Source organism: Polaromonas sp. P1_G1 (assembly GCF_056405595.1).
On record NZ_JBFUBU010000023.1, the window covers coordinates 21,822 to 39,272 of the forward strand.

20 protein-coding genes are annotated in these 17,451 nt (G+C 60.9%); 13 read left to right on the forward strand and 7 right to left on the reverse strand.

Annotation, left to right across the window (positions count from 1 at the left end):
* Positions 1-189 precede the first annotated feature (189 nt).
* The 7 genes from AC1D1Y_RS13140 (at position 190) to AC1D1Y_RS13170 (ending at position 6,276) form a co-directional block, all read left to right on the forward strand.
* Positions 190-981, forward strand: coding sequence for an alpha/beta fold hydrolase (locus tag AC1D1Y_RS13140; RefSeq protein ID WP_477682712.1), 792 nt, complete (start codon positions 190-192; stop codon positions 979-981).
* Between the two features lie 30 nt (positions 982-1,011).
* Complete coding sequence (locus AC1D1Y_RS13145; RefSeq protein WP_477682713.1) at positions 1,012-2,700, forward strand: MFS transporter; 1,689 nt, start codon at positions 1,012-1,014, stop codon at positions 2,698-2,700.
* A complete protein-coding gene (locus tag AC1D1Y_RS13150) occupies positions 2,697-3,674 on the forward strand; it encodes a CobW family GTP-binding protein (protein ID WP_477682714.1) in 978 nt (325 codons plus the stop codon). The genes AC1D1Y_RS13145 and AC1D1Y_RS13150 overlap by 4 nt, the downstream gene beginning before the upstream one ends.
* The gene (nthB, locus tag AC1D1Y_RS13155) at positions 3,671-4,414 is read left to right on the forward strand and encodes a nitrile hydratase subunit beta (RefSeq protein WP_477678489.1); all 744 of its coding nucleotides are present in this window, start codon (positions 3,671-3,673) and stop codon (positions 4,412-4,414) included. Before AC1D1Y_RS13150 ends, nthB begins: the two co-directional genes overlap by 4 nt.
* Positions 4,411-5,040 (forward strand): nitrile hydratase subunit alpha, encoded by a 630-nt coding sequence (nthA, locus tag AC1D1Y_RS13160; protein ID WP_477678490.1) that lies wholly within the window; start codon positions 4,411-4,413, stop codon positions 5,038-5,040. The genes nthB and nthA overlap by 4 nt, the downstream gene beginning before the upstream one ends.
* Before the next feature lie 10 nt (positions 5,041-5,050).
* Positions 5,051-5,377 carry a nitrile hydratase accessory protein gene (locus AC1D1Y_RS13165; protein WP_477682715.1) on the forward strand — a complete coding sequence of 109 codons (327 nt, stop codon included), beginning with the start codon at positions 5,051-5,053 and terminating at the stop codon, positions 5,375-5,377.
* Positions 5,378-5,598: 221 nt separating this feature from the next.
* On the forward strand, positions 5,599-6,276 hold the full coding sequence (locus AC1D1Y_RS13170) for an energy-coupling factor ABC transporter permease (RefSeq protein WP_477682716.1): 678 nt from the start codon (positions 5,599-5,601) through the stop codon (positions 6,274-6,276).
* A 378-nt stretch (positions 6,277-6,654) separates the two neighbouring features.
* On the opposite strand, the gene AC1D1Y_RS13175 is transcribed toward AC1D1Y_RS13170, so the two are convergent.
* Positions 6,655-7,314 (reverse strand): O-methyltransferase, encoded by a 660-nt coding sequence (locus tag AC1D1Y_RS13175; protein ID WP_477682717.1) that lies wholly within the window; start codon positions 7,312-7,314, stop codon positions 6,655-6,657.
* A gap of 129 nt (positions 7,315-7,443) precedes the next feature.
* Here AC1D1Y_RS13175 and AC1D1Y_RS13180 point away from each other — a divergent pair, with 129 nt between their 5' ends.
* Positions 7,444-8,088, forward strand: coding sequence for a TetR/AcrR family transcriptional regulator (locus AC1D1Y_RS13180; RefSeq protein WP_477682718.1), 645 nt, complete (start codon positions 7,444-7,446; stop codon positions 8,086-8,088).
* Here the strand turns inward: AC1D1Y_RS13180 and AC1D1Y_RS13185 are convergent.
* Together AC1D1Y_RS13185 and AC1D1Y_RS13190 are read right to left on the reverse strand one after the other, a co-directional pair.
* On the reverse strand, positions 8,081-8,518 hold the full coding sequence (locus tag AC1D1Y_RS13185; RefSeq protein WP_477682719.1) for a hypothetical protein: 438 nt from the start codon (positions 8,516-8,518) through the stop codon (positions 8,081-8,083). The genes AC1D1Y_RS13180 and AC1D1Y_RS13185 overlap by 8 nt on opposite strands.
* A 136-nt stretch (positions 8,519-8,654) precedes the next feature.
* A complete protein-coding gene (locus AC1D1Y_RS13190) occupies positions 8,655-9,548 on the reverse strand; it encodes a sigma-70 family RNA polymerase sigma factor (RefSeq protein ID WP_477682720.1) in 894 nt (297 codons plus the stop codon).
* A 163-nt stretch (positions 9,549-9,711) separates the two neighbouring features.
* Between AC1D1Y_RS13190 and AC1D1Y_RS13195 the strand changes: the two genes are divergently transcribed.
* The 3 genes from AC1D1Y_RS13195 to AC1D1Y_RS13205 all read left to right on the forward strand — a co-directional run bounded on the left by AC1D1Y_RS13195 (position 9,712) and on the right by AC1D1Y_RS13205 (position 12,046).
* Positions 9,712-11,136: an MFS transporter gene (locus tag AC1D1Y_RS13195; protein ID WP_477682721.1), complete on the forward strand. Its 1,425-nt coding sequence runs from the start codon at positions 9,712-9,714 to the stop codon at positions 11,134-11,136.
* A complete protein-coding gene (locus tag AC1D1Y_RS13200; protein WP_477682722.1) occupies positions 11,133-11,456 on the forward strand; it encodes a hypothetical protein in 324 nt (107 codons plus the stop codon). The genes AC1D1Y_RS13195 and AC1D1Y_RS13200 overlap by 4 nt, the downstream gene beginning before the upstream one ends.
* 149 nt (positions 11,457-11,605) lie before the next feature.
* Positions 11,606-12,046, forward strand: a complete 441-nt coding sequence (locus AC1D1Y_RS13205; protein WP_477682723.1) for a nuclear transport factor 2 family protein — start codon at positions 11,606-11,608, stop codon at positions 12,044-12,046.
* Here the strand turns inward: AC1D1Y_RS13205 and AC1D1Y_RS13210 are convergent.
* Entirely contained in the window at positions 12,003-12,578 is a 576-nt protein-coding gene (locus AC1D1Y_RS13210) for an RBBP9/YdeN family alpha/beta hydrolase (protein ID WP_477682724.1), read from the reverse strand. The two genes, AC1D1Y_RS13205 and AC1D1Y_RS13210, sit on opposite strands and share 44 nt — an antisense overlap.
* Before the next feature lie 120 nt (positions 12,579-12,698).
* Here AC1D1Y_RS13210 and AC1D1Y_RS13215 point away from each other — a divergent pair, with 120 nt between their 5' ends.
* Complete coding sequence (locus AC1D1Y_RS13215) at positions 12,699-13,157, forward strand: Lrp/AsnC family transcriptional regulator (RefSeq protein ID WP_477655386.1); 459 nt, start codon at positions 12,699-12,701, stop codon at positions 13,155-13,157.
* Positions 13,158-13,282: 125 nt separating this feature from the next.
* Positions 13,283-14,344 carry a GlxA family transcriptional regulator gene (locus tag AC1D1Y_RS13220; protein WP_477682725.1) on the forward strand — a complete coding sequence of 354 codons (1,062 nt, stop codon included), beginning with the start codon at positions 13,283-13,285 and terminating at the stop codon, positions 14,342-14,344.
* Between the two features lie 36 nt (positions 14,345-14,380).
* On the opposite strand, the gene AC1D1Y_RS13225 is transcribed toward AC1D1Y_RS13220, so the two are convergent.
* From AC1D1Y_RS13225 to AC1D1Y_RS13235, 3 genes are read right to left on the reverse strand one after another with little or no spacing between them, the layout of a single operon-like run.
* A complete protein-coding gene (locus AC1D1Y_RS13225; protein ID WP_477682726.1) occupies positions 14,381-15,469 on the reverse strand; it encodes a GlxA family transcriptional regulator in 1,089 nt (362 codons plus the stop codon).
* 15 nt (positions 15,470-15,484) lie between these two features.
* Positions 15,485-16,315 (reverse strand): ABC transporter permease, encoded by an 831-nt coding sequence (locus AC1D1Y_RS13230; RefSeq protein WP_477682747.1) that lies wholly within the window; start codon positions 16,313-16,315, stop codon positions 15,485-15,487.
* A 34-nt stretch (positions 16,316-16,349) separates the two neighbouring features.
* Entirely contained in the window at positions 16,350-17,387 is a 1,038-nt protein-coding gene (locus AC1D1Y_RS13235; protein WP_477682727.1) for a quaternary amine ABC transporter ATP-binding protein, read from the reverse strand.
* Between the last annotated feature and the right edge of the window lie 64 nt (positions 17,388-17,451).

Sequence of the window (17,451 nt, forward strand, 5' to 3'; positions counted from 1 at the left end):
AGACTCAATTATGAGATTACAGCCAATATTCTGCTGCGTCAAGCAGGACTGGAAGGGGAATTTCTTCCAACAAATCAACAGCTTGCGCGTTCATGTCGACGGGAAACGCGCCTTGGCATCAGGTTTGCTGAGTAAGCCCGCCTCGCGCTCGACAACGCGGGGCGTTCGATTCCCCAACTGGAAATGCACATGGACAATAATTTTTCTATCGGAGACATGCATGTGCGGGTGGCGGGCCAAGGCCCGACGCTCGTGTTTTGTCACGGCTTCACCACAACGGGTGAGTTCTGGCGCGAGCAAATCGGCGAGTTCGCGCGCGATCACCGACTGGTGATACTGGACTTGCCTGGGCATGGTCGCTCGGCGCATCCGCAGACTCGCCGTTACACCATCGACGCCTTCGTGGCCGATTTGGTGTTGCTGTTTGACAAGTTAGACCTCAAAGACGTGATTCTCGTGGGGCTCTCGATGGGCGGCACGATTTCCCAACGGTTCGCACTCACGCACGGAGACCGCCTGCGCGCCCTGGTGCTAGTGGGTGCAACGCCACACGGACTCGGTCCTGACGTCCGCGTGAAGAATGTGCTGGAGGCGATCGATCGCCTCGGTATCGTCGCCGCAAGCCAGGCGGTGATCGATCGCTCGTTCGGCTCAGCTGCATCGCCCGAACTGGTGGCGTTCGCTCGCGAACAGGTCGCACAGACTCCAAACTTCGTCGCGCGCGAAGCCATCGTTTCACTCAACGAGGCCGACAGCCGTGAGGAGCTTGAGCATCTGACTTTGCCGACGCTCGTCGTCTGCGGCGAAGAGGATGCCATCACGCCACCTGCGCAATCCCAGGCACTCGCGGCCGGTATTCCTGGTGCCATACTGCAGTTGGTCCCCGCCGCTGCGCACTTCCCGATGCTGGAGCAACCCGAGCGTTTTAACGCCATCCTGCGCGACTTCATTGCGCGTGTCGACAAGCGGAGCGGTGCCTGACGGCATCGCCATACATCTAGGAGTATGGACATGACAACAAACATAAACGCATCCCCCGCATCCCCCGCAACGCCAGGGAACCCCCGCGAAACGCGCCGCGTGGTCTTCGCCGCCGCACTCGGCACCGTGTTCGAGTGGTATGACTTCTTCATCTACGGTAGCCTCGCAGTGTTCTTCAGCGGATTGTTCTTTCCCAAGGGCAACGAATCCGCAGCCATTCTCGCGTCGCTCGCGACCTTTGGCGCAGGCTTCGTGCTGAGGCCCTTCGGTGCAATCGTCTTCGGACGCTTGGGCGATCTAGTTGGACGCAAGAAAACCTTTCTTGTGACAATGATGATCATGGGCCTGGCCACCGCGACCATCGGCTTCCTCCCCACGTTCGAGACCATCGGCTGGGCCGCTCCGGCGATTTTGGTCCTGCTGCGGCTGGTGCAGGGCCTGGCGATCGGCGGAGAGTTCGGCGGCGCTGTCACTTACATCGCAGAGCACGCAGATCCGCGGCATCGCGGCTTCACGACGAGTTGGCTGCAGATCACTGGAACCCTCGGGCTGCTCGCCTCCCTGACTGTGATCCTGATACTGCGATCGTCGTTGTCCGCGGAGTCCTTTGCCTCTTGGGGATGGCGTGTGCCGTTCGTGCTGTCGTTGGGGTTGCTCGCGTATTCGCTTTATGTGCGGATGCGGCTGGAGGAGTCGCCGATATTTCTCGAGATGAAGGCGCACGGAAAGGGCTCGCGAAACCCGATCAAAGACATTTTCGGAAATGCGCGCACTCTGCGCATTGTGCTGGTGACGATTTTCGGTGCAGTGGCAGGACAAGCCGTCATCTGGTATACGGCGCACTTCTACAGCCTGCAGTTCCTCACCACCATGCTGAAGCTGCCCGCTCAATCTGCCTATGGCTACCTCACGATCGCTCTCGTGCTGGCCACACCGTTCTTCGTGCTTTTCGGCTGGCTTTCAGATCTGGTTGGTCGAAAGTGGATCATGCTGACGGGCTGTCTGCTGTCTGCATTGCTGTTCGTGCCTCTCTTCCAGGGCATGGCCAAATACGGGAATCCCGCGCTGGAAGAGTTCCGCGCTCGGACTCATGTCGTCATTGAGGGTAGCGACTGCCGTGAGGAACAATCATTTGTCGGTCAGCTCTTTCAGCCAAAGGCGACCAAGCCGTGCACGCGCGCCCGCTCATTCCTGGCCGCGCAAGGTATTCCATATACGCTGCAGCAGCAGCAAGGCGAACTGCGGCTCGTGATTGGCGAGGTCACATTGCCCGGTTTTGACGAAGCCGTGGTACGTCGCGTGCTGGTTGAGCGCGGCATGCCGCTGGTCGCCGATCCAGCCCGCGTGAATGCGCCCATGATTGTGCTGATGCTGTTCGGGCTGATTTTCCTCTCGACCATGGTGTACGGCCCGATGGGTGCGTTCCTCGTTGAACAGTTTCCAACACAGGTTCGCTATAGCGGCGTCTCGGTGGCACTGCAATTCGGGAATGGCTGGATCGGTGGCTTCGCGCCTTTCGTGGCGACGGCAATGGTGGTAGGCAGTGGCGACATCTTCCACGGCCTTCTCTACACGGTTGCTGTGTCGGTGATCACTTTGGCTGTGGGGGCGATTTTCATTCGTGATCGCCACGGACTGGACATGCGCGAGCCGGTTACATCGGCGGAAAATCCCCATCCTGCCTCCGCTCTGGCAGCTTCGAAACGTCACAGCGGATGATTCCCGTCACGATCATCACCGGCTTTCTGGGTGCCGGTAAGACGACACTCGTAAACCACCTGCTAGATCAGTGCCATGACGCTTTCATCGGCGTCATCGTCAACGAGTTTGGCGAGGTTGGCATCGACGGTGAACTGATCGTCGCCGATGAGCGGCCGCTTATCGAGATCACCAATGGCTGCATCTGCTGCACGGTGCGCAAAGACCTGGCAGTGGCGGTCAGCGAGCTGCTCCAGCGTGCCGGCCGGCCGGTCGATCGCCTGATCATCGAAACCTCCGGGCTGGCCGACCCGGCTCCGGTATTGCAGAGTTTTCTCGCCGATGCGGCCATGTTGGAGCGCGTGGAACTTGAATCGGTCATTACCGTTGCCGATGCACACCATCTTCTACTCCATCTCGGCGACGATGTTGTGCGCGAGCAAATAGCCTTTGCTGACGTCATCATGCTCAACAAGATCGAGACGGTCGATGATGAAGCAGTGAAGAGGCTTGAGCGAGAGTTACGTCGGCTAAACCCGGCTGCGCACCTAGTTCAGGCTGAACACGCGCGGATCCCGGTGGGTGAGCTGCTCGGCACGAAGCGGTTTTCCCTGGCGAACGTGCTGTCGGTCGAGCCCGATCTCCTGGAAGACGAACACGACCACGAGCACGACACCTCGATCGGCTCATACAGCATCGAGACCGATGAGGCCGTTGACGCAGAGCGGTTCAATCGCTGGATGAACCAGCTGGTCCAACAGTCGGGTGCCCGGTTGATGCGAAGCAAGGGCGTGCTGAACCTGCGAGGCGAGGCACGGCAGTTCCACTTTCACAGCGTTCACATGCTGCTCGATGCCCGGCCGGGTCGCGGCTGGCGACCTAGAGAGCCGCGCCGCAGTCGGCTGGTGTTCATTGGACGGAATCTGGACGTGGATTCGCTGCGCGACGGATTCCTCGGTTGCGTTGCCTCTAGCCAAAATGGTGCCACACCATGAAACTTCAACACACTCTGGGCGGCCTCGAAAACCTCGGGCCTGTCAGCCTAGAAATCCGCGTTTTTGTGCAGGAATGGGAAAAGCGGATTTTCGGCATCCACACCGTAATGATGGCCGAAAGTGCACATCTTGCAGACGCATTGCCGAAGTACCCGGTGGCTGCATTGCCGACCACGTTCAAGGAAACGTGGACCTGGGCGTCGCTGCGCTCCGGTGCCGAGGCGATGCAGCCTTTCGAGTACTTTAAGTTCCGCTATTACGAGAAGTGGCTGATGGGCATCACCCAGTTCTTCGTCGATAAAGGCTACTTCAACAGCGACGAGCTGGCGCGTGCGACAGCGCATTACAGCGCCGAGCCAGGCGCACCGCTGCCCGATAGGCCCAGCGAGCCCATCAAGCAACAGATCGTCGACTACCTGCTGCGCGGCGATTCTCCCCTTCGAACGCTGCCCGACGCACCGCGGTTCGTCCAGCGCCAGCTGGTTCGGGTGGGCGACCCGCCGGCAGTGGAACATACCCGGCTACCCGGCTACCTGCGCAACAAGCGGGGTACCGTCATGGAGGTGTATTCAGGGGCTTTCGGGTACTTCTGCTCGACAGGGCCCGACGGGATTGGCGCACCCATGCCGGTGTACCGCGTAGCGTTTGCTGCTGAGGACATCTGGGGGCCCGGTATGTCCGAGCCAAACACGACGATTTATGCGGACCTCTTCGAGGCTTACCTGAGAGAAGGACTATGAGCGACGACCTGTTCAAGTACAACGAGGAACGCGAAGCGGCGAACGCCGCAAAGGTCCGCGCACTGGAGACCCTTCTGATCGAAAAAGGCGTGATCGGCAGCGACTCAGTCGATGCCGTGCTCGAGCACTTCGAGAAGGTCGCCGGCCCCTTCAACGGCGCGCGCGTCGTCGCACGGGCGTGGACCGACCCCACTTACAAGGAGCGCTTGCTCGCCGATACGCCCAAGGCTATCGCCGAGCTGCAACTGCCGCAGGGCATGACGGGAGCCGAGGGCGAACACATGGCAGCGGTGGCGAACGTCCCCGGCGTGCACAACCTCATCATTTGCACGCTTTGCTCTTGCTACCCGTGGCCCCTGCTCGGTTTGCCGCCCTACTGGTACAAGGATCCGGTTTTCCGCGCCCGTGGCGTGCGCGAGCCACGTGCCGTCTTGCGCGAGTTCGGCGTTCCGGTGAATGAAGGCGCTGAAGTGCGGGTGTGGGACAGCAGCGCGCAAATTCGCTGGTTCGTCATACCGGAACGGCCGGCCAATACCGAAGGCTTAAGCGAGGAAGCGCTGGCTGCGCTGGTCACTCCCGAGTCGATGATGGGTGTCGCACTGGTACAAGCGCCCAAGACAATCTGAGGCTCACGCGATGTTTACCCGCTTCGAAGAATACGCCGCATCCCGCATGCTTGGGCAAGCTGATGCACCACCTCATAGCAATGGCAAGTTGCACTTCAGCCAGGAGTGGCAACGCCAGCTTTTTGGATTGGCGCTTGCGGTGTCCAAGGAGGGCCATTTCGAATGGGAGGATTTTCGCCAGCAGCTGATTCACTCGATCGGAAACTGGGAACAACTCGATTGTTCAGCGCAGCCACCGTGGGATTACTACGAGCGGTTTCTCGAAGCGCTGCTCAATGTTCTTCAGCTACAACGGTTGACATCCATAGGCGAGGTTACCAAAGCACTGGATAGATAGCAGGCACCGGCCCAAAGGTTGTAACGCAACGATGGCCGTTGGCCTTTGATCGTGACTCATAGTTTTGAACACGAGCCTGGGAAGGCGATGGAAGTTTGTTCCGTCAGCCCGGATACCGGCCAACAAGGTGAACGCGCGGCCTGCAACGGCCGCGCGATCGTAATGCTCAGGCGCTGGCGGGGATGCTGGCGCGAGTCTTTAGCTAGTTGAGGAAATACACCATGCACATCGAACCCGGTCTCGTTGACGGCACCAAAATACTTATGAGCTACGGGACTGCAGCGGCAGCGCTCGCTTACACCGCCAAGCTCGCGCTGGATATGTTGAAGAATGAGGGCATTGCCGCCTTGCTGCTGCGCTCTGCGATTGCCGCGGCGCTGGTGTTCAGCTTTTTTGAGCTACTGCCTCATCATCCTGTCGGGGTTTCCGAAGTGCATTTGATTCTGGGTACCACGTTGATGCTGGTTTTTGGTGTGGCGCCTGCCTGCATCAGCCTCGCGGCCGGCTTGTTGATCCAAGGCCTGTTCTTCGAACCTCAGGACATTCCCCAATACGGCATGAATGTCACTACCCTGCTGGTGCCTTTGTTTGCCACTGCTGCCTTGGCGCGCCGTATCATTCCGGAAGAGCTGGCTTATGTTGACATCGGATACATGCAAGCGTTCAAGCTCTCCGTCGCCTATCAAGGCGGTATTGTGGTCTGGGTCGGCTTCTGGGCGTTGTATGGCCGCGGTGTCGGTATTGAAAACCTGAACCAAATTGCCAGCTTTGGCGCGGCGTACATGGCCGTCGTGCTTGTTGAGCCTCTGGTAGACCTCGGCGTGTTAGCAGCAGCCAAGGCTTGGCGTCGGCTGCAAGGCACGGTGTTGGTGGAAAAGCGGTTGTACCGCGCAATCTGATCAAAGTTTGTTGAATACCGCTGAAGTCTGACCAGAGGGGGATGCGGACAATAACTTGGACTGGTATGTGCCGTAAGTCCAAGATTCTCTCGGCTGACCACCGAAAATCGCCACCCGAATGCAAGTAAAGGCGTATCAATGCGATGTGCTCGACGTACTTCATTTAGTTGTCGAAAATTCTTGCGCAGCCCGGAAAACTTCGACGGACTTTGCTAGGTTAAAAACGGCAGGAAAAGTAATCGAAAGGCATTGCTCTTAGAGGAATTCTCCGACGGACTTTATTCATGACAATCAAGCGTGTTCCGTGGGAATAAGGTCTGTCGGAGATTCGGCAGCTCGATGGTGCCATTGCGAGGATTCCCACTACGCGTTGTTGACTTAGCCCAGCCGCATCGACAACTCCACGTCCTCGCCGAACGACACGGACAGGTAGCCACTGCCGGGCGACCGCATCCGGCTTAGGTAGTCCGGGCTCTGGTCGGCGTTGTCGGCCACGATCAGTGCACCCGGCAAAAGGCGGCTCCCCACCAGATCCAGGATGTCGCTGTAAAGCGCCTTGGCTCCGTCGAGCAGCAGCAGATCGATGTTTTCGGGGAGATCGGTCGCGAGGGTATTCAGTGCGTCGCCCTCGCGGATTTCCACCAAGTCGGCCAGGCCGCCCTCGGCGAGATGTTCCCGCGCCCGCGCCACTTTAGAGGGCTCAAATTCAGTGCTGATCAGGTTGCCGCCGCCGTTGTCACGCAGTGCCGCAGCCAGGTGCAGAGTTGAAATACCAAACGAGGTGCCAAACTCGACGATGTTTGCAGCATTGGCATTGCGCGCCAGCATATAAAGCAGTGCGCCGGTTTCGCGCGAGACCGGAAGCCATAAATCTTTCAGAAGCCCATACAAACTCAAATATTCCGTCTTGCTTTGCATCAGGCGTTCTCGCTCTTCACGCGAAACGCCTGCCATTGCCGGGCTGGTGGCGGCATCGGCCTGCGCGAACAGTCTGTCCAACAACGGGGCGAGCGGGGGAGAGGTAAGTGTTGCAATCATTGAAGTGTCCAATCTGGGGGTGAGCGTTACGTAACGCGCGATAAAATGCGATCAATTCGTCGCATTCATAGAATACGATGAATTCCTCGCATTTGCTATTCGCATTATTTTTGGACACGCCACGCCGCCATGACTGACCGCCAGATCCCTCAGATTTCCTCGAGAAAACAGCCCAAGCAGGCCCGCTCGACTGAACTCGTCGCTGCAATTCTGGAGGCAGCCACTCAGGTTCTGGCCAAGGAAGGAGCACATCGATTCACGACAGCGCGCGTCGCGGAAAAAGCCGGAGTTAGTGTCGGCTCGGTGTACCAGTACTTCCCAAATAAGGCGGCAATCCTATTCCGGCTGCAAAGCGACGAATGGCAGCAGACGACAGACATTCTGCGCAGCATCCTGAAGGATGTTCAGAAGGCGCCGCTTGAAAGGTTGCGGGCACTGGTTCACGCCTTCATTCGATCGGAGTGTGACGAGGCTGGAATGCGGGTGGCGCTCAATGACGCTGCACCGCTCTACCGCGAGGCACCTGAAGCACACGCGGCGAAGGCGTCGGGAGACCGAATTATTCAAGCCTTCATGCGGGAGGCGTTGCCCAAGGCGCCGCAGGTAACTCGTGTACTGGCCGGCGACCTGATTACCGCCACTCTCAGCGCTGCCGGAAAGGACTTTTCGGAAAGCAACCGCACAAACGCAGAGATCAAAGTCTACGCGGACGCAATGGCCGATATGTTCTGCGCCTACCTCAAGCATTTGCGTGCCGGCGTTTCCTTTATTTAGAGACCGGGTCGCAACACATGCGGCGAGGCTGTCTTTTTTTCCTTAATGCATTGATGACATACAACCAGGGCAGCAGCCACATGGCAGAAAAAACCATGAATGCCCACGGGATTGGGTCAGACGATGCAAGACTGGGTCCAAGGTAAGACGTATAGAGATCGACACTCCAAAGTGCGTTCAGCACACCGAGGAGCGGAGCCAACGCAACCACCCACGCCCCGGACACCTTTGCCCCTTTCACAAATAAGAGCAGAGCGATGGGTGCTGCCGCGCCAACAATGGGAGCCCAGAGTAAAAGTGAATCCACAGCGCGCAGGGGAGACCCCCATCCACCCAGTGCTAATGCTGCCGGCCAACTCACGAGTCCAATACCAATCGCCAACACGATTCCGACAATTCGCATAACGCTCGCCCCCTTCAGTTGGGGCATGGTATCGCACCTGATATCCCCGTCGGGATGCCAATTCGAAGCGGCCGGCCCCGGTCAAAAGAGCGGTCTTGATGCTGGCAATCCCTAGAATCCGTCCCCTTCAAGCGGGGAGCGCATGTCGCGGCACCGCAGAATATCAGTGCAAGGTTTCTCCCACCCATCGCGCATATCGAAAATCCCGGATCCCCATCACTTTCCCCTCCTCAAATTCCAGCACCACCAGGTACCCCGGCGCCCCTGCACCTTCGTCCGCCTCGGTGTCCACCCACAGTCCCGGCCGGCCCTCCACGTTGATGGGCGTTATGCGCAACCCGTAGGTCTTGGCTGCGTAATTCGTGAAGTACTCGCCGCCGCGCGCCTGCATCGGCTTGCGGCGTGCCACCAGGTCCAGCTTCACGTCCTGGCCCAGCATCTCGCGCAGGCCATCGAAGTCCCTGGCGTTGAAGCGCTCGGCATAGGCGGCCAGCAGGGCCTGGTCTTGCGGTGACAGGCTGGGCGGCGAAGCCGCGTCGTCGGGCTGCCCGGCCAGTTCGCGCAAGCGCGCGCGGCCGCGGTGCAGCGCCGCCTTGACGCCCGGCACGGTAGTGCCCATCACGCCGGCCGCTTCTTCAAGGGCGTAACCGAGCACGTCGGCCAGTATGACGGTGCTGCGCTGCGCGGGCGCAAGGCGCATGAAGGTGCGCAAGGCCGCGGTGGCCACATGGCGGCGGTCGGCGGACTCGGCCTGCTTGTCGGCGATTGCGTCCACGTCTTCGTCGGCAAACATCGCCTGCTCGCGCGATTTGCGCCGCAGGAAATCCATGGCTGCGTTGTGCGCGATGCGAAACAGCCACGCTTCCACGTTCTGCACGGCCCGCGCGTCGTAGCTCCCGTTGGCCTTGATCAGCGTTTCCTGCACCACGTCTTCGCCGTCCAGCATCGAACCCGTCATTCGTGYGCAGTAGCGGTGCAGGCGCGCGCGCAGCTGGGTCATCAGCTGGGGAAAGTCAGGGTCGGGGATAGGCGGGTCGGGAAGCTTGGTGGGGAGCATAGGAGCCTTTGGTGAGGGGGACATGGCGGGCCAAGCCCGCATGGCGATCAAGGAAGACGTTTGGCAAAGGTCAAAGGATGCGATGCGGGCGAAAAATATTTCCGGATCGTTGCGGCCCCGCCCTTCGTCTTTACAGCCATGCAACACGAAAGGATACAAGCAGATGCAAGACACCCCTCAACCTGCGGGATTCACGGGCACCCAGCGCTGGGTGCTGGCGCTGGCCGCGGCCGGTTCCTTCATGGCGGCGCTGGACGCCATGGTGGTGACCACGGCGCTGGACACGCTGCGGCACGAGCTGTCGGCGTCGGTGGAGGCGCTGGAGTGGATGGTCAATGCCTACACCTTCAGCTTTGCCGCGCTGCTGATGACAGGCGCGGCGCTGGGCGACCGGTTCGGGCGGCGCCGCATGTACGTGGCGGGGTTGGCGCTGTTCGCGCTGGCATCGGCCGCCTGCGCGCTGGCGCCCAGCACCGGCTGGTTGATTGCCGCGCGGGCAGTGCAGGGCCTTGGCGCGGCGCTGCTGATGCCGATTGGCATGGCGCTGCTGGGCGCGACCTTCCCGCCGGCGCAGCGGGCCAGGGCGCTGGGCTTGTTCAGCGGCATCACCGGGCTGGCGGTGCTGTCGGGGCCGCTCATCGGCGGCGCCATCGTGCACGGGCTTGCATGGCAGTGGATCTTCTGGATCAACCTGCCGGTGGCGCTGGTGGTGGCTTGCCTGATGCTGGCAAAGGTACCCGAGGGCAAGGCCGCAGCGTCGCAGCTGGACATCCTGGGCGCCGCGCTGATGACGGCGTCATTGCTCGGCCTGGTGTGGGGCGGGGTGCGCGGCAATCGCGATGGCTGGGGCAGCACGCAGGTGCTGCTGTCCTTGGGGGCTGGGGTGGTGCTGGGTGCATTGTTCGTGGCGTCGCAACGATTGCGCGCGTGGGATGCGATGGTGCCGCCGCGCCTGTTCCGCTCGCCGGTGTTGGCGGCGGGGCTCACGATCGCTTTCTTGTTGACGGCCTCGCTGATGGGCACGCTGTTCTTCATGGCGCAGTACTTCCAGGTCGTGTGGCACCGCTCGCCGCTGGCCGCCGGCGCGAGCATGCTGCCCTGGACGGCGACTTTGTTCCTGGTGGCGCCGGTGGCGGGTGCTATGGTCAAGCGCGTCGGCGAAAAGGCATTGGTCGTCGTCGGACTGGGCCTGCAGGCAGTCGGCATGGTGTGGCTGGCGGCGCTGGTGCGCGCCGACGCCGGCTACTGGATGTGGATGCTGCCGCTTGCGCTTGCCGGCGGCGGCATCTCGATGGCCATGCCCGCAGTTCAAAGCGCGGTGCTGGGCGCGGTCGAGCCGCCCGACATAGGCAAGGCGGCGGGTTTGTTCAACACCCTGCGGCAACTGGGCGGCGTGTTCGGCGTCGCGGTGGTCGTGGCGGTGTTTACGCGCGCAGGCGGCTACGCCAGCCCGCAGGAGTTCGGCGCCGGCTTTGCCGTGGCGCTGTGGGTTACCGCGGCGCTTTCGCTGGCCGGCGCGGTGGTGGGTTTGCGGCTGAAGCCGCGCGCAACCCATGTTGATACGGCGATACAAGGAGTGAAATCATGAAGACAGTGGTGGTGCGCTACAAGGTGATGCCGGAGTTCGCCGACGAAAATCAGCGGCTCATCGAACAGGTATTCGCTCAACTGGCGCGCGAGAAGCCCAGTGGCCTGCAATACCAATCGTTCCGTATGGGCGACGGGTTGAGCTTCATGCACGTCGCCACGCGCGAAGGCGGGCCGGACGACAGTCCCCTGATGAAGCTGGACACGTTCAAAACTTTCCTGGCGGGGATCAAAGACAGGTGTTCGGAACCGCCGGTACAGATGGAGGTGAAGCCGGTCGGACGGTACGACGGACTCGAGGACCTTGCAGCCCCTTCCTGAACGGATATGGCGTTTCACCCACATGTTTTTTTGTAAATCGCGTTTTAAAACCAATTCAAGCGAGATAAATTACGCCAATCGGCATCACAACTTATTTGAAGTAGGACACCCGGAGGTTCCAAATGGCTCTCACTCTGTCTGCATCCGACATGGCCACACGCCTGGCAGCCGAGGACGCCGTCGTCCAGATGTTCGTCGCCACCGACGAACGAGACTGGCCGGCGCTGGAGAATTGCTTTACCAGCCCCTTTACGCTCGACATGAGCTCCATGGTCGGTGGAACGCCGGCCGAAATGACGCCAAACCAGGTGGCCCAGGCATGGGCTGCCGGATTCAAGCCGCTCGACCACGTTCACCATCAGATTGGCAACCTTCGAACCGAGCTCAGTGGTAATCAGGCGCTTGTCAGATGCCACGGCGTGGCCCTCCACCACCGGAGCAAAGCCATCGGCCTGAAGACCCGCATCTTTGTGGGCACCTACGAGTTGCAGTTGCAGCCGTTCCCGGACAGGTGGCGCATCTCCCGGCTTGTCTTCAAGCTCAAGTTCATCGATGGCAACCTGGAACTTGAGAAGTCGGCGTCGCTGTGAGGACGGCAGCGAATCGCTCAAGCAAGCTGGTTCCGGCAGGCCAGTCACCAAGGCCGCTTTCGGAATTCAAGTGCCCGCGCGATTCCACTTCGACATAGTTGCTTCCCCAGGCCTTCGAACAGGCGTTTGCGTACGACGTGCTTCCATACGGATCATTCGTGCTTGCAACAACCGTACTGGGGAAAGGCAAGTTCTTCAATGGCAGGGGTGAGAAGCCGACCGCTGATACAGGGAAAACTTGCGAGGCAGGATCAGGCACGGCTACCAGTAGCGCACCCCTGATCTTTTTTTCTTCTCGTGCCGCCCAGTGAATCACTGCCAGGCAGCCCAGACTGTGAGCCACGATGAGGGTGTCGGGCCCCAGAGACGCGACTTGCCGGCTGATGGCCGAAACCCAGTCATCGCACACAACGTGATCCCAGTCTTTGACGTGTAGTCGATGCCACTCAGGTCCCTTTTCCTGCCAGAGACTCTGCCAGTGTGAGGGGCCGGAATTTCCAATCCCGGGAACGATCAGAACAGGAGACGTCATTTTTTTAGCACCTATGTAAAAGCACCCAGTCTAGAAATGAATGAGATATGTCACCATAGACAATCCAAGGAAATGAGTCCTTCAATTTTCTAAACCATTTGAATTTTCACTCCCATGCCAATGAAACCAAAGCAGGCAGATCTCGACAAGCTGGACTGGAAGATTCTGGAGGCGTTGCAGCTCAATGCGCGCATCACGAACACCGAACTCGGCATGCAGGTCGGACTGTCGCAGCCGGCCGTCACTGCACGCATTCGGCGTCTCGAGGAGGCTGGGGTGATTGAAGGATATTCCGCGAGGATCAACCTGCGCCTGTCGGGATACCCGACCTCCGCCGTCATCCGCATCCGTACCACGCACGCTCAAATACCGGTCTGCCTGAAGGCTTTTGCAGCCATGCCGGAGGTGATTGATGCGCACCGCATTACGGGGGAAGACTGCTTCGTCGTGCGCGTGGTGGCCTCGGAAATGCAGGAACTGGAACAAACGATTGACGCACTCGCGGCGCTTGGCGCCGTGTCCACGGCCGTCGTGCTTGCGAGCTATCCCATGAAGATAGTTCGGGCTCCCAAGGTTTGATTACAAATGAGGGGCCAAAGCGTGTGATACCAGCCATGGCCCGGTCACATACTGCGGTTGAAAAAAAGCAGGGCAGAAGCCGGCACTGAGGATTGGTGTTAGTGTTGGTGCTGATGGGAGCATCCATGGCAAAGCAGCGGGGAAAATTGCAGGCGCAGGGCGCGGTTGCGCCTTCGGCGAAACAGGACGCGCCCCTGGTGCGTGTCGGCCTGATGCTGACCCCCCGTTTCACGCTGACCGCCTTCGCGGGCTTTGTGGATGCATTGCGCCTGGCGGCGGATGAAGGGGACCGCAGCCGCCCCAGGCTGTGCCGCTGGGACATCCTCAGCGCCTCCGGCGATGCCTGTGTGTCCAGTTGCGGGGCGAGCATCCTCGCCACCGCGAAGATGGCGTCGCCTGAATCCTATGACTACCTGGTCGTCGTGGGCGGTTTGCTGCATGGCGGGCAACGGGTGCCGGAGCCCGCCTATGCCTTTCTGCGGGAGGCCGCAGCGAAACAGGTGAAGCTGGTCGGCTTGTGCACCGGCTCCTTCGTGCTGGCGCGTGCCGGCCTGCTGGACGGGCATCTCACCTGCGTCAGCTGGTTTCATCGCGAAGCCTTCGCGGCCGAGTTCCCGAAGCTGCGCATCGCATCCGATCAGATGTTTGTCGTGGATCGCGACCGGCTCACCTGCGCCGGCGGCACCAGCGTGGTCCATCTGGCGGCCTACATCATCGAAAAGAAGATCGGGCGCGCCAGTGCCGTGAAGGCGCTGCGCATCATGCTCGAGGAGCAGCCCTTGCCTTCGAGGACCTTGCAGCCGGAGGAGGTGGTGTCCGAACGCTCCACGGACACGGTGGTTCGCAAGGTCATGCTGCTGCTGGAGCAGCAACTGCAAACCTCCCAACCGATCGAGCAGCTGTGCGAGCCCCTGGGCATAGGCCGGCGGCAGCTTGAGCGGCGCTTTCAGCGCGACATCGGCTTGAGCCCGGCGGAGTATCGCCAACGCCTTCGCGTGGAACGCGCGCGCTGGCTTTTGCAGAACACCGATCTTGAGGTCACCGAGGTGGGTTTTGAGTGCGGGTTCCAGGACAGCACACACTTTTCCCGCGTGATCCGGCAATTGCTCGGCGCCAGCCCGCGCCAGATACGCGCGGCCGGCAAGGATGTCCCGGTCCGGAACCAGGAAGAGGAAAAGGAAGGCTGATCCCGCCGATATCGTCCGGCACGGCGCTGGGCGAAGTCAGGCCACGCTTGCGGCTTTCCTTGCCGCGGCGAGAGGCGCGAGGCGCTTGGGTGCCAGGCGCTGGCCGCGCCGCGCGGCCTGGCCGGCATGGACCAGCCTCTCCTGGCTTGGCGCATAGCCAAACAGGCCCCGGTAGGCTTTGCTGAAATGTGAAGAGGACTGAAAGCCGCAGGCCACGGTGACTTCCATGACGGGCATGGTGGTGTGCGTCAGCAGTTCCTGCGCGCGGCGCAAACGCAGGTTCAGGTAGTACTGCGCGGGGGTGATGCTGAAGTAGCGGTGAAACAGGCGCTCGAGCTGGCGAAGCGACAGCGCGGTGGCGTCCGCCAGCTCCAGCAGCGACAGCGGCTCTTCAATATTGGCCGCCATGATCTGCGCCACTTCGGTCAGGTGCTGGTAGCCCGGGCCTATGCATTCGGGCTGCGGTATGCGCTGGCGGTCGCTGCTGGCGCGTATCCGCTCGACGATGAACTGCTCGGAGATGTCCATCACCAGCTGGGTCCCATGCTGGCCGCGCACGAGATGCAGCATCATGTGCAGGGGAGCGGTGCCACCCGAGCAGGTGATCCGTTTGCCGTCGACGATGAACACCTCGGTGCAGAACTTGATCTTGGGAAATTCTTCGCTGATCGCCGCCAGGTTTTCCCAGTGGATGGCGCAACGGAAGCCGTCCAGCAGGCCCGCGCTGGCCAATGCGAAGGAGCCCGTGCACAGGGCGCCTATGGTCATGCCGCGCCCCGCCAGCTGGCGCAGGGTGTGGCGCAGGGTGTCGTCGGTGTTGGCGCGGACGTTGACGCCGCCGCAGACGAACAGCATGTCGCAGTCGCTGAGCGCGGGCATGTCCCCGGTCGGCGCCAGGCTCAGGCCGTTGCTGGCCGACATGGAGGATGGGGAGCTTGCGACCACCGTCCACCGGTATAGCGGGCGGCGGCTGATGTAGTTCGCCATGCGCAGGGTTTCCACGGCATTGGCAAAAGCGATCATCGAATAGTCGGGCATCAGGATGAAGCCGACATGGGTCGTCGTCGTGGGGACCGACTCCTGGCTGATGGCGGCTGCTGCGCCTTTGGCTGTAGAGGGTGGCACGGACAAGTTCTAAGGTTAGGTTTCGCGCGCCTTGCGGGCCACGCCAAAGCTTTCAGTCAACCGGTCCAGGATGATGGCCAGCAGAACGACGGCCAGGCCGCTTTCGAAGCCCAGGCCCACGTCCAGGCGCTGGATGCTGGCCAGCACGTCGTTGCCCAGGCCGCCGGCCCCCACCATGGAGGCGATGATGACCATGGACAGGGCCATCATGATGGTCTGGTTGACGCCGGCCATGATGGTCGGCAGGGCGATCGGCAGTTGCACCTTGAAGAGCAGCTGCGTGGAGGTGCAGCCGAAAGCGTTGCCGGCCTCGACCTGTTCGGAGCTGACCTGGCGAATGCCCAGGCTGGTCAGGCGCACCACGGGCGGCATGGCGAAGATCACGGTCGCGATGGTCCCCGGCACGCGGCCCAGGCCGAACAGCATCGCCGCGGGAATCAAATACACAAAGGCTGGCATGGTTTGCATGAAGTCGAGCACGGGCCGCACGCAGGCATTGATGTGGTTGTTGCGGGCACACAAGATGCCCAGGGGGATTCCAAAGATCAGGCTGATGATGGTGGCCGACAGCGTCAACGCCAGGGTCACGATAGTCTGCGGCCAGAAGCCGGTCACCACTATCAGGATTAACGCTAACGCAACAAATGTGCCAAACCCCCAGCCCACGCGCCGGATTCCGACCACGGTGGCCACCAGAATCACCAGCCAGAACGGAATGGCCAGCAGGCCATGCTCGATGGATTGGGCAAAACCTTCCACCACGACGCCGATGGAGTCGAACACCTTGGCGCCGTGGTCCAGCAAATGCCGCACGCCGGCATTGACCCACTTGCCCAGGGGCAGCATGTTGCGCGAGGCTTCGGTAACTTGGGTGAGTAAATCAGACATGGCGGGCTTCCTCGGACATTTTCACAAGCAGGCTTCGGGCGGAGATGCATCCCAGCAATTGGTCCGTCGCGTCAAACACGCCGACCGGCTGGTCACCGCCGAGCACGATCTTCATCGCTTCGGACAATGTGGTGGATGAGGGCAGGCGAGGGCCGCCGGTGTAAGAGTGGCCGTTGAGGCAGGGGTCCAGCAGGTCGGCCGCCGTCAGGTAGCGCGAAGTGTCCACGCCCTTGAAGAACTGGCGCACATAATCGTTGGCGGGCCGGGTGATGATCTCGTGGGCCGTGCCTTCCTGCACCAGGTTGCCGCCTTCCATGATGGCAATGCGGGTGCCGATGCGCAGGGCTTCCTCCAGGTCGTGCGAGACAAACAGCACGGTGCGCTGCTGCTCGCGCTGCAGGTCCAGCATCAGGCCTTGCATCTCCACCCGTTTGAGCGGGTCAAGCGCGGAGAAAGCCTCGTCCATCAGCAGGATGGCCGGATCGACCGCCAGCGCGCGGGCCAGTCCCACCCGCTGCTGCATGCCGCCGGACAACTGCGACGGATACTTTGCGGCATACGTTTGCAAGCCGACCTGGCTGAGCACCTGCATGGCGCGCTCTTCCCGCACTTTGCGCGGAGTGCCCGCCATTTCGAGGCCGAAGGCGGCGTTGTCGAGCACGTTCCGGTGCGGCATCAAGGCAAAGGACTGGAACACCATGGCCACCCGCTTGCGCCGCCATTTCACCAGTTCGGGCTGGGGCAGCTTTGCGATGTCCATCCCGTCGATGTTGATCGATCCGGAAGAGGGCTCCACCAGGCGGTTGATGAGCCGGATCAGGGTGGACTTGCCGGAGCCGGACAGGCCCATCAACACGTAAATCTCGCCGGGCATCACGTTGAAGCTGACTTTGTTGACCCCGACGACATGTCCTGTCTTGGCAAATACCTCGTCTTTGGTATGCCCCGCGTCCAAGAGCTTTTGCGCTTCCGAGATGTTGTTGCCAAATATCTTGTACAGATTTTTGACGCTGATTTTTGGGTTCGACATCGTGAGGTCTCCTGAAATTGACTACCCGCAGCCACAAGCAGCGGTATTTTTTATAAGCAAACGA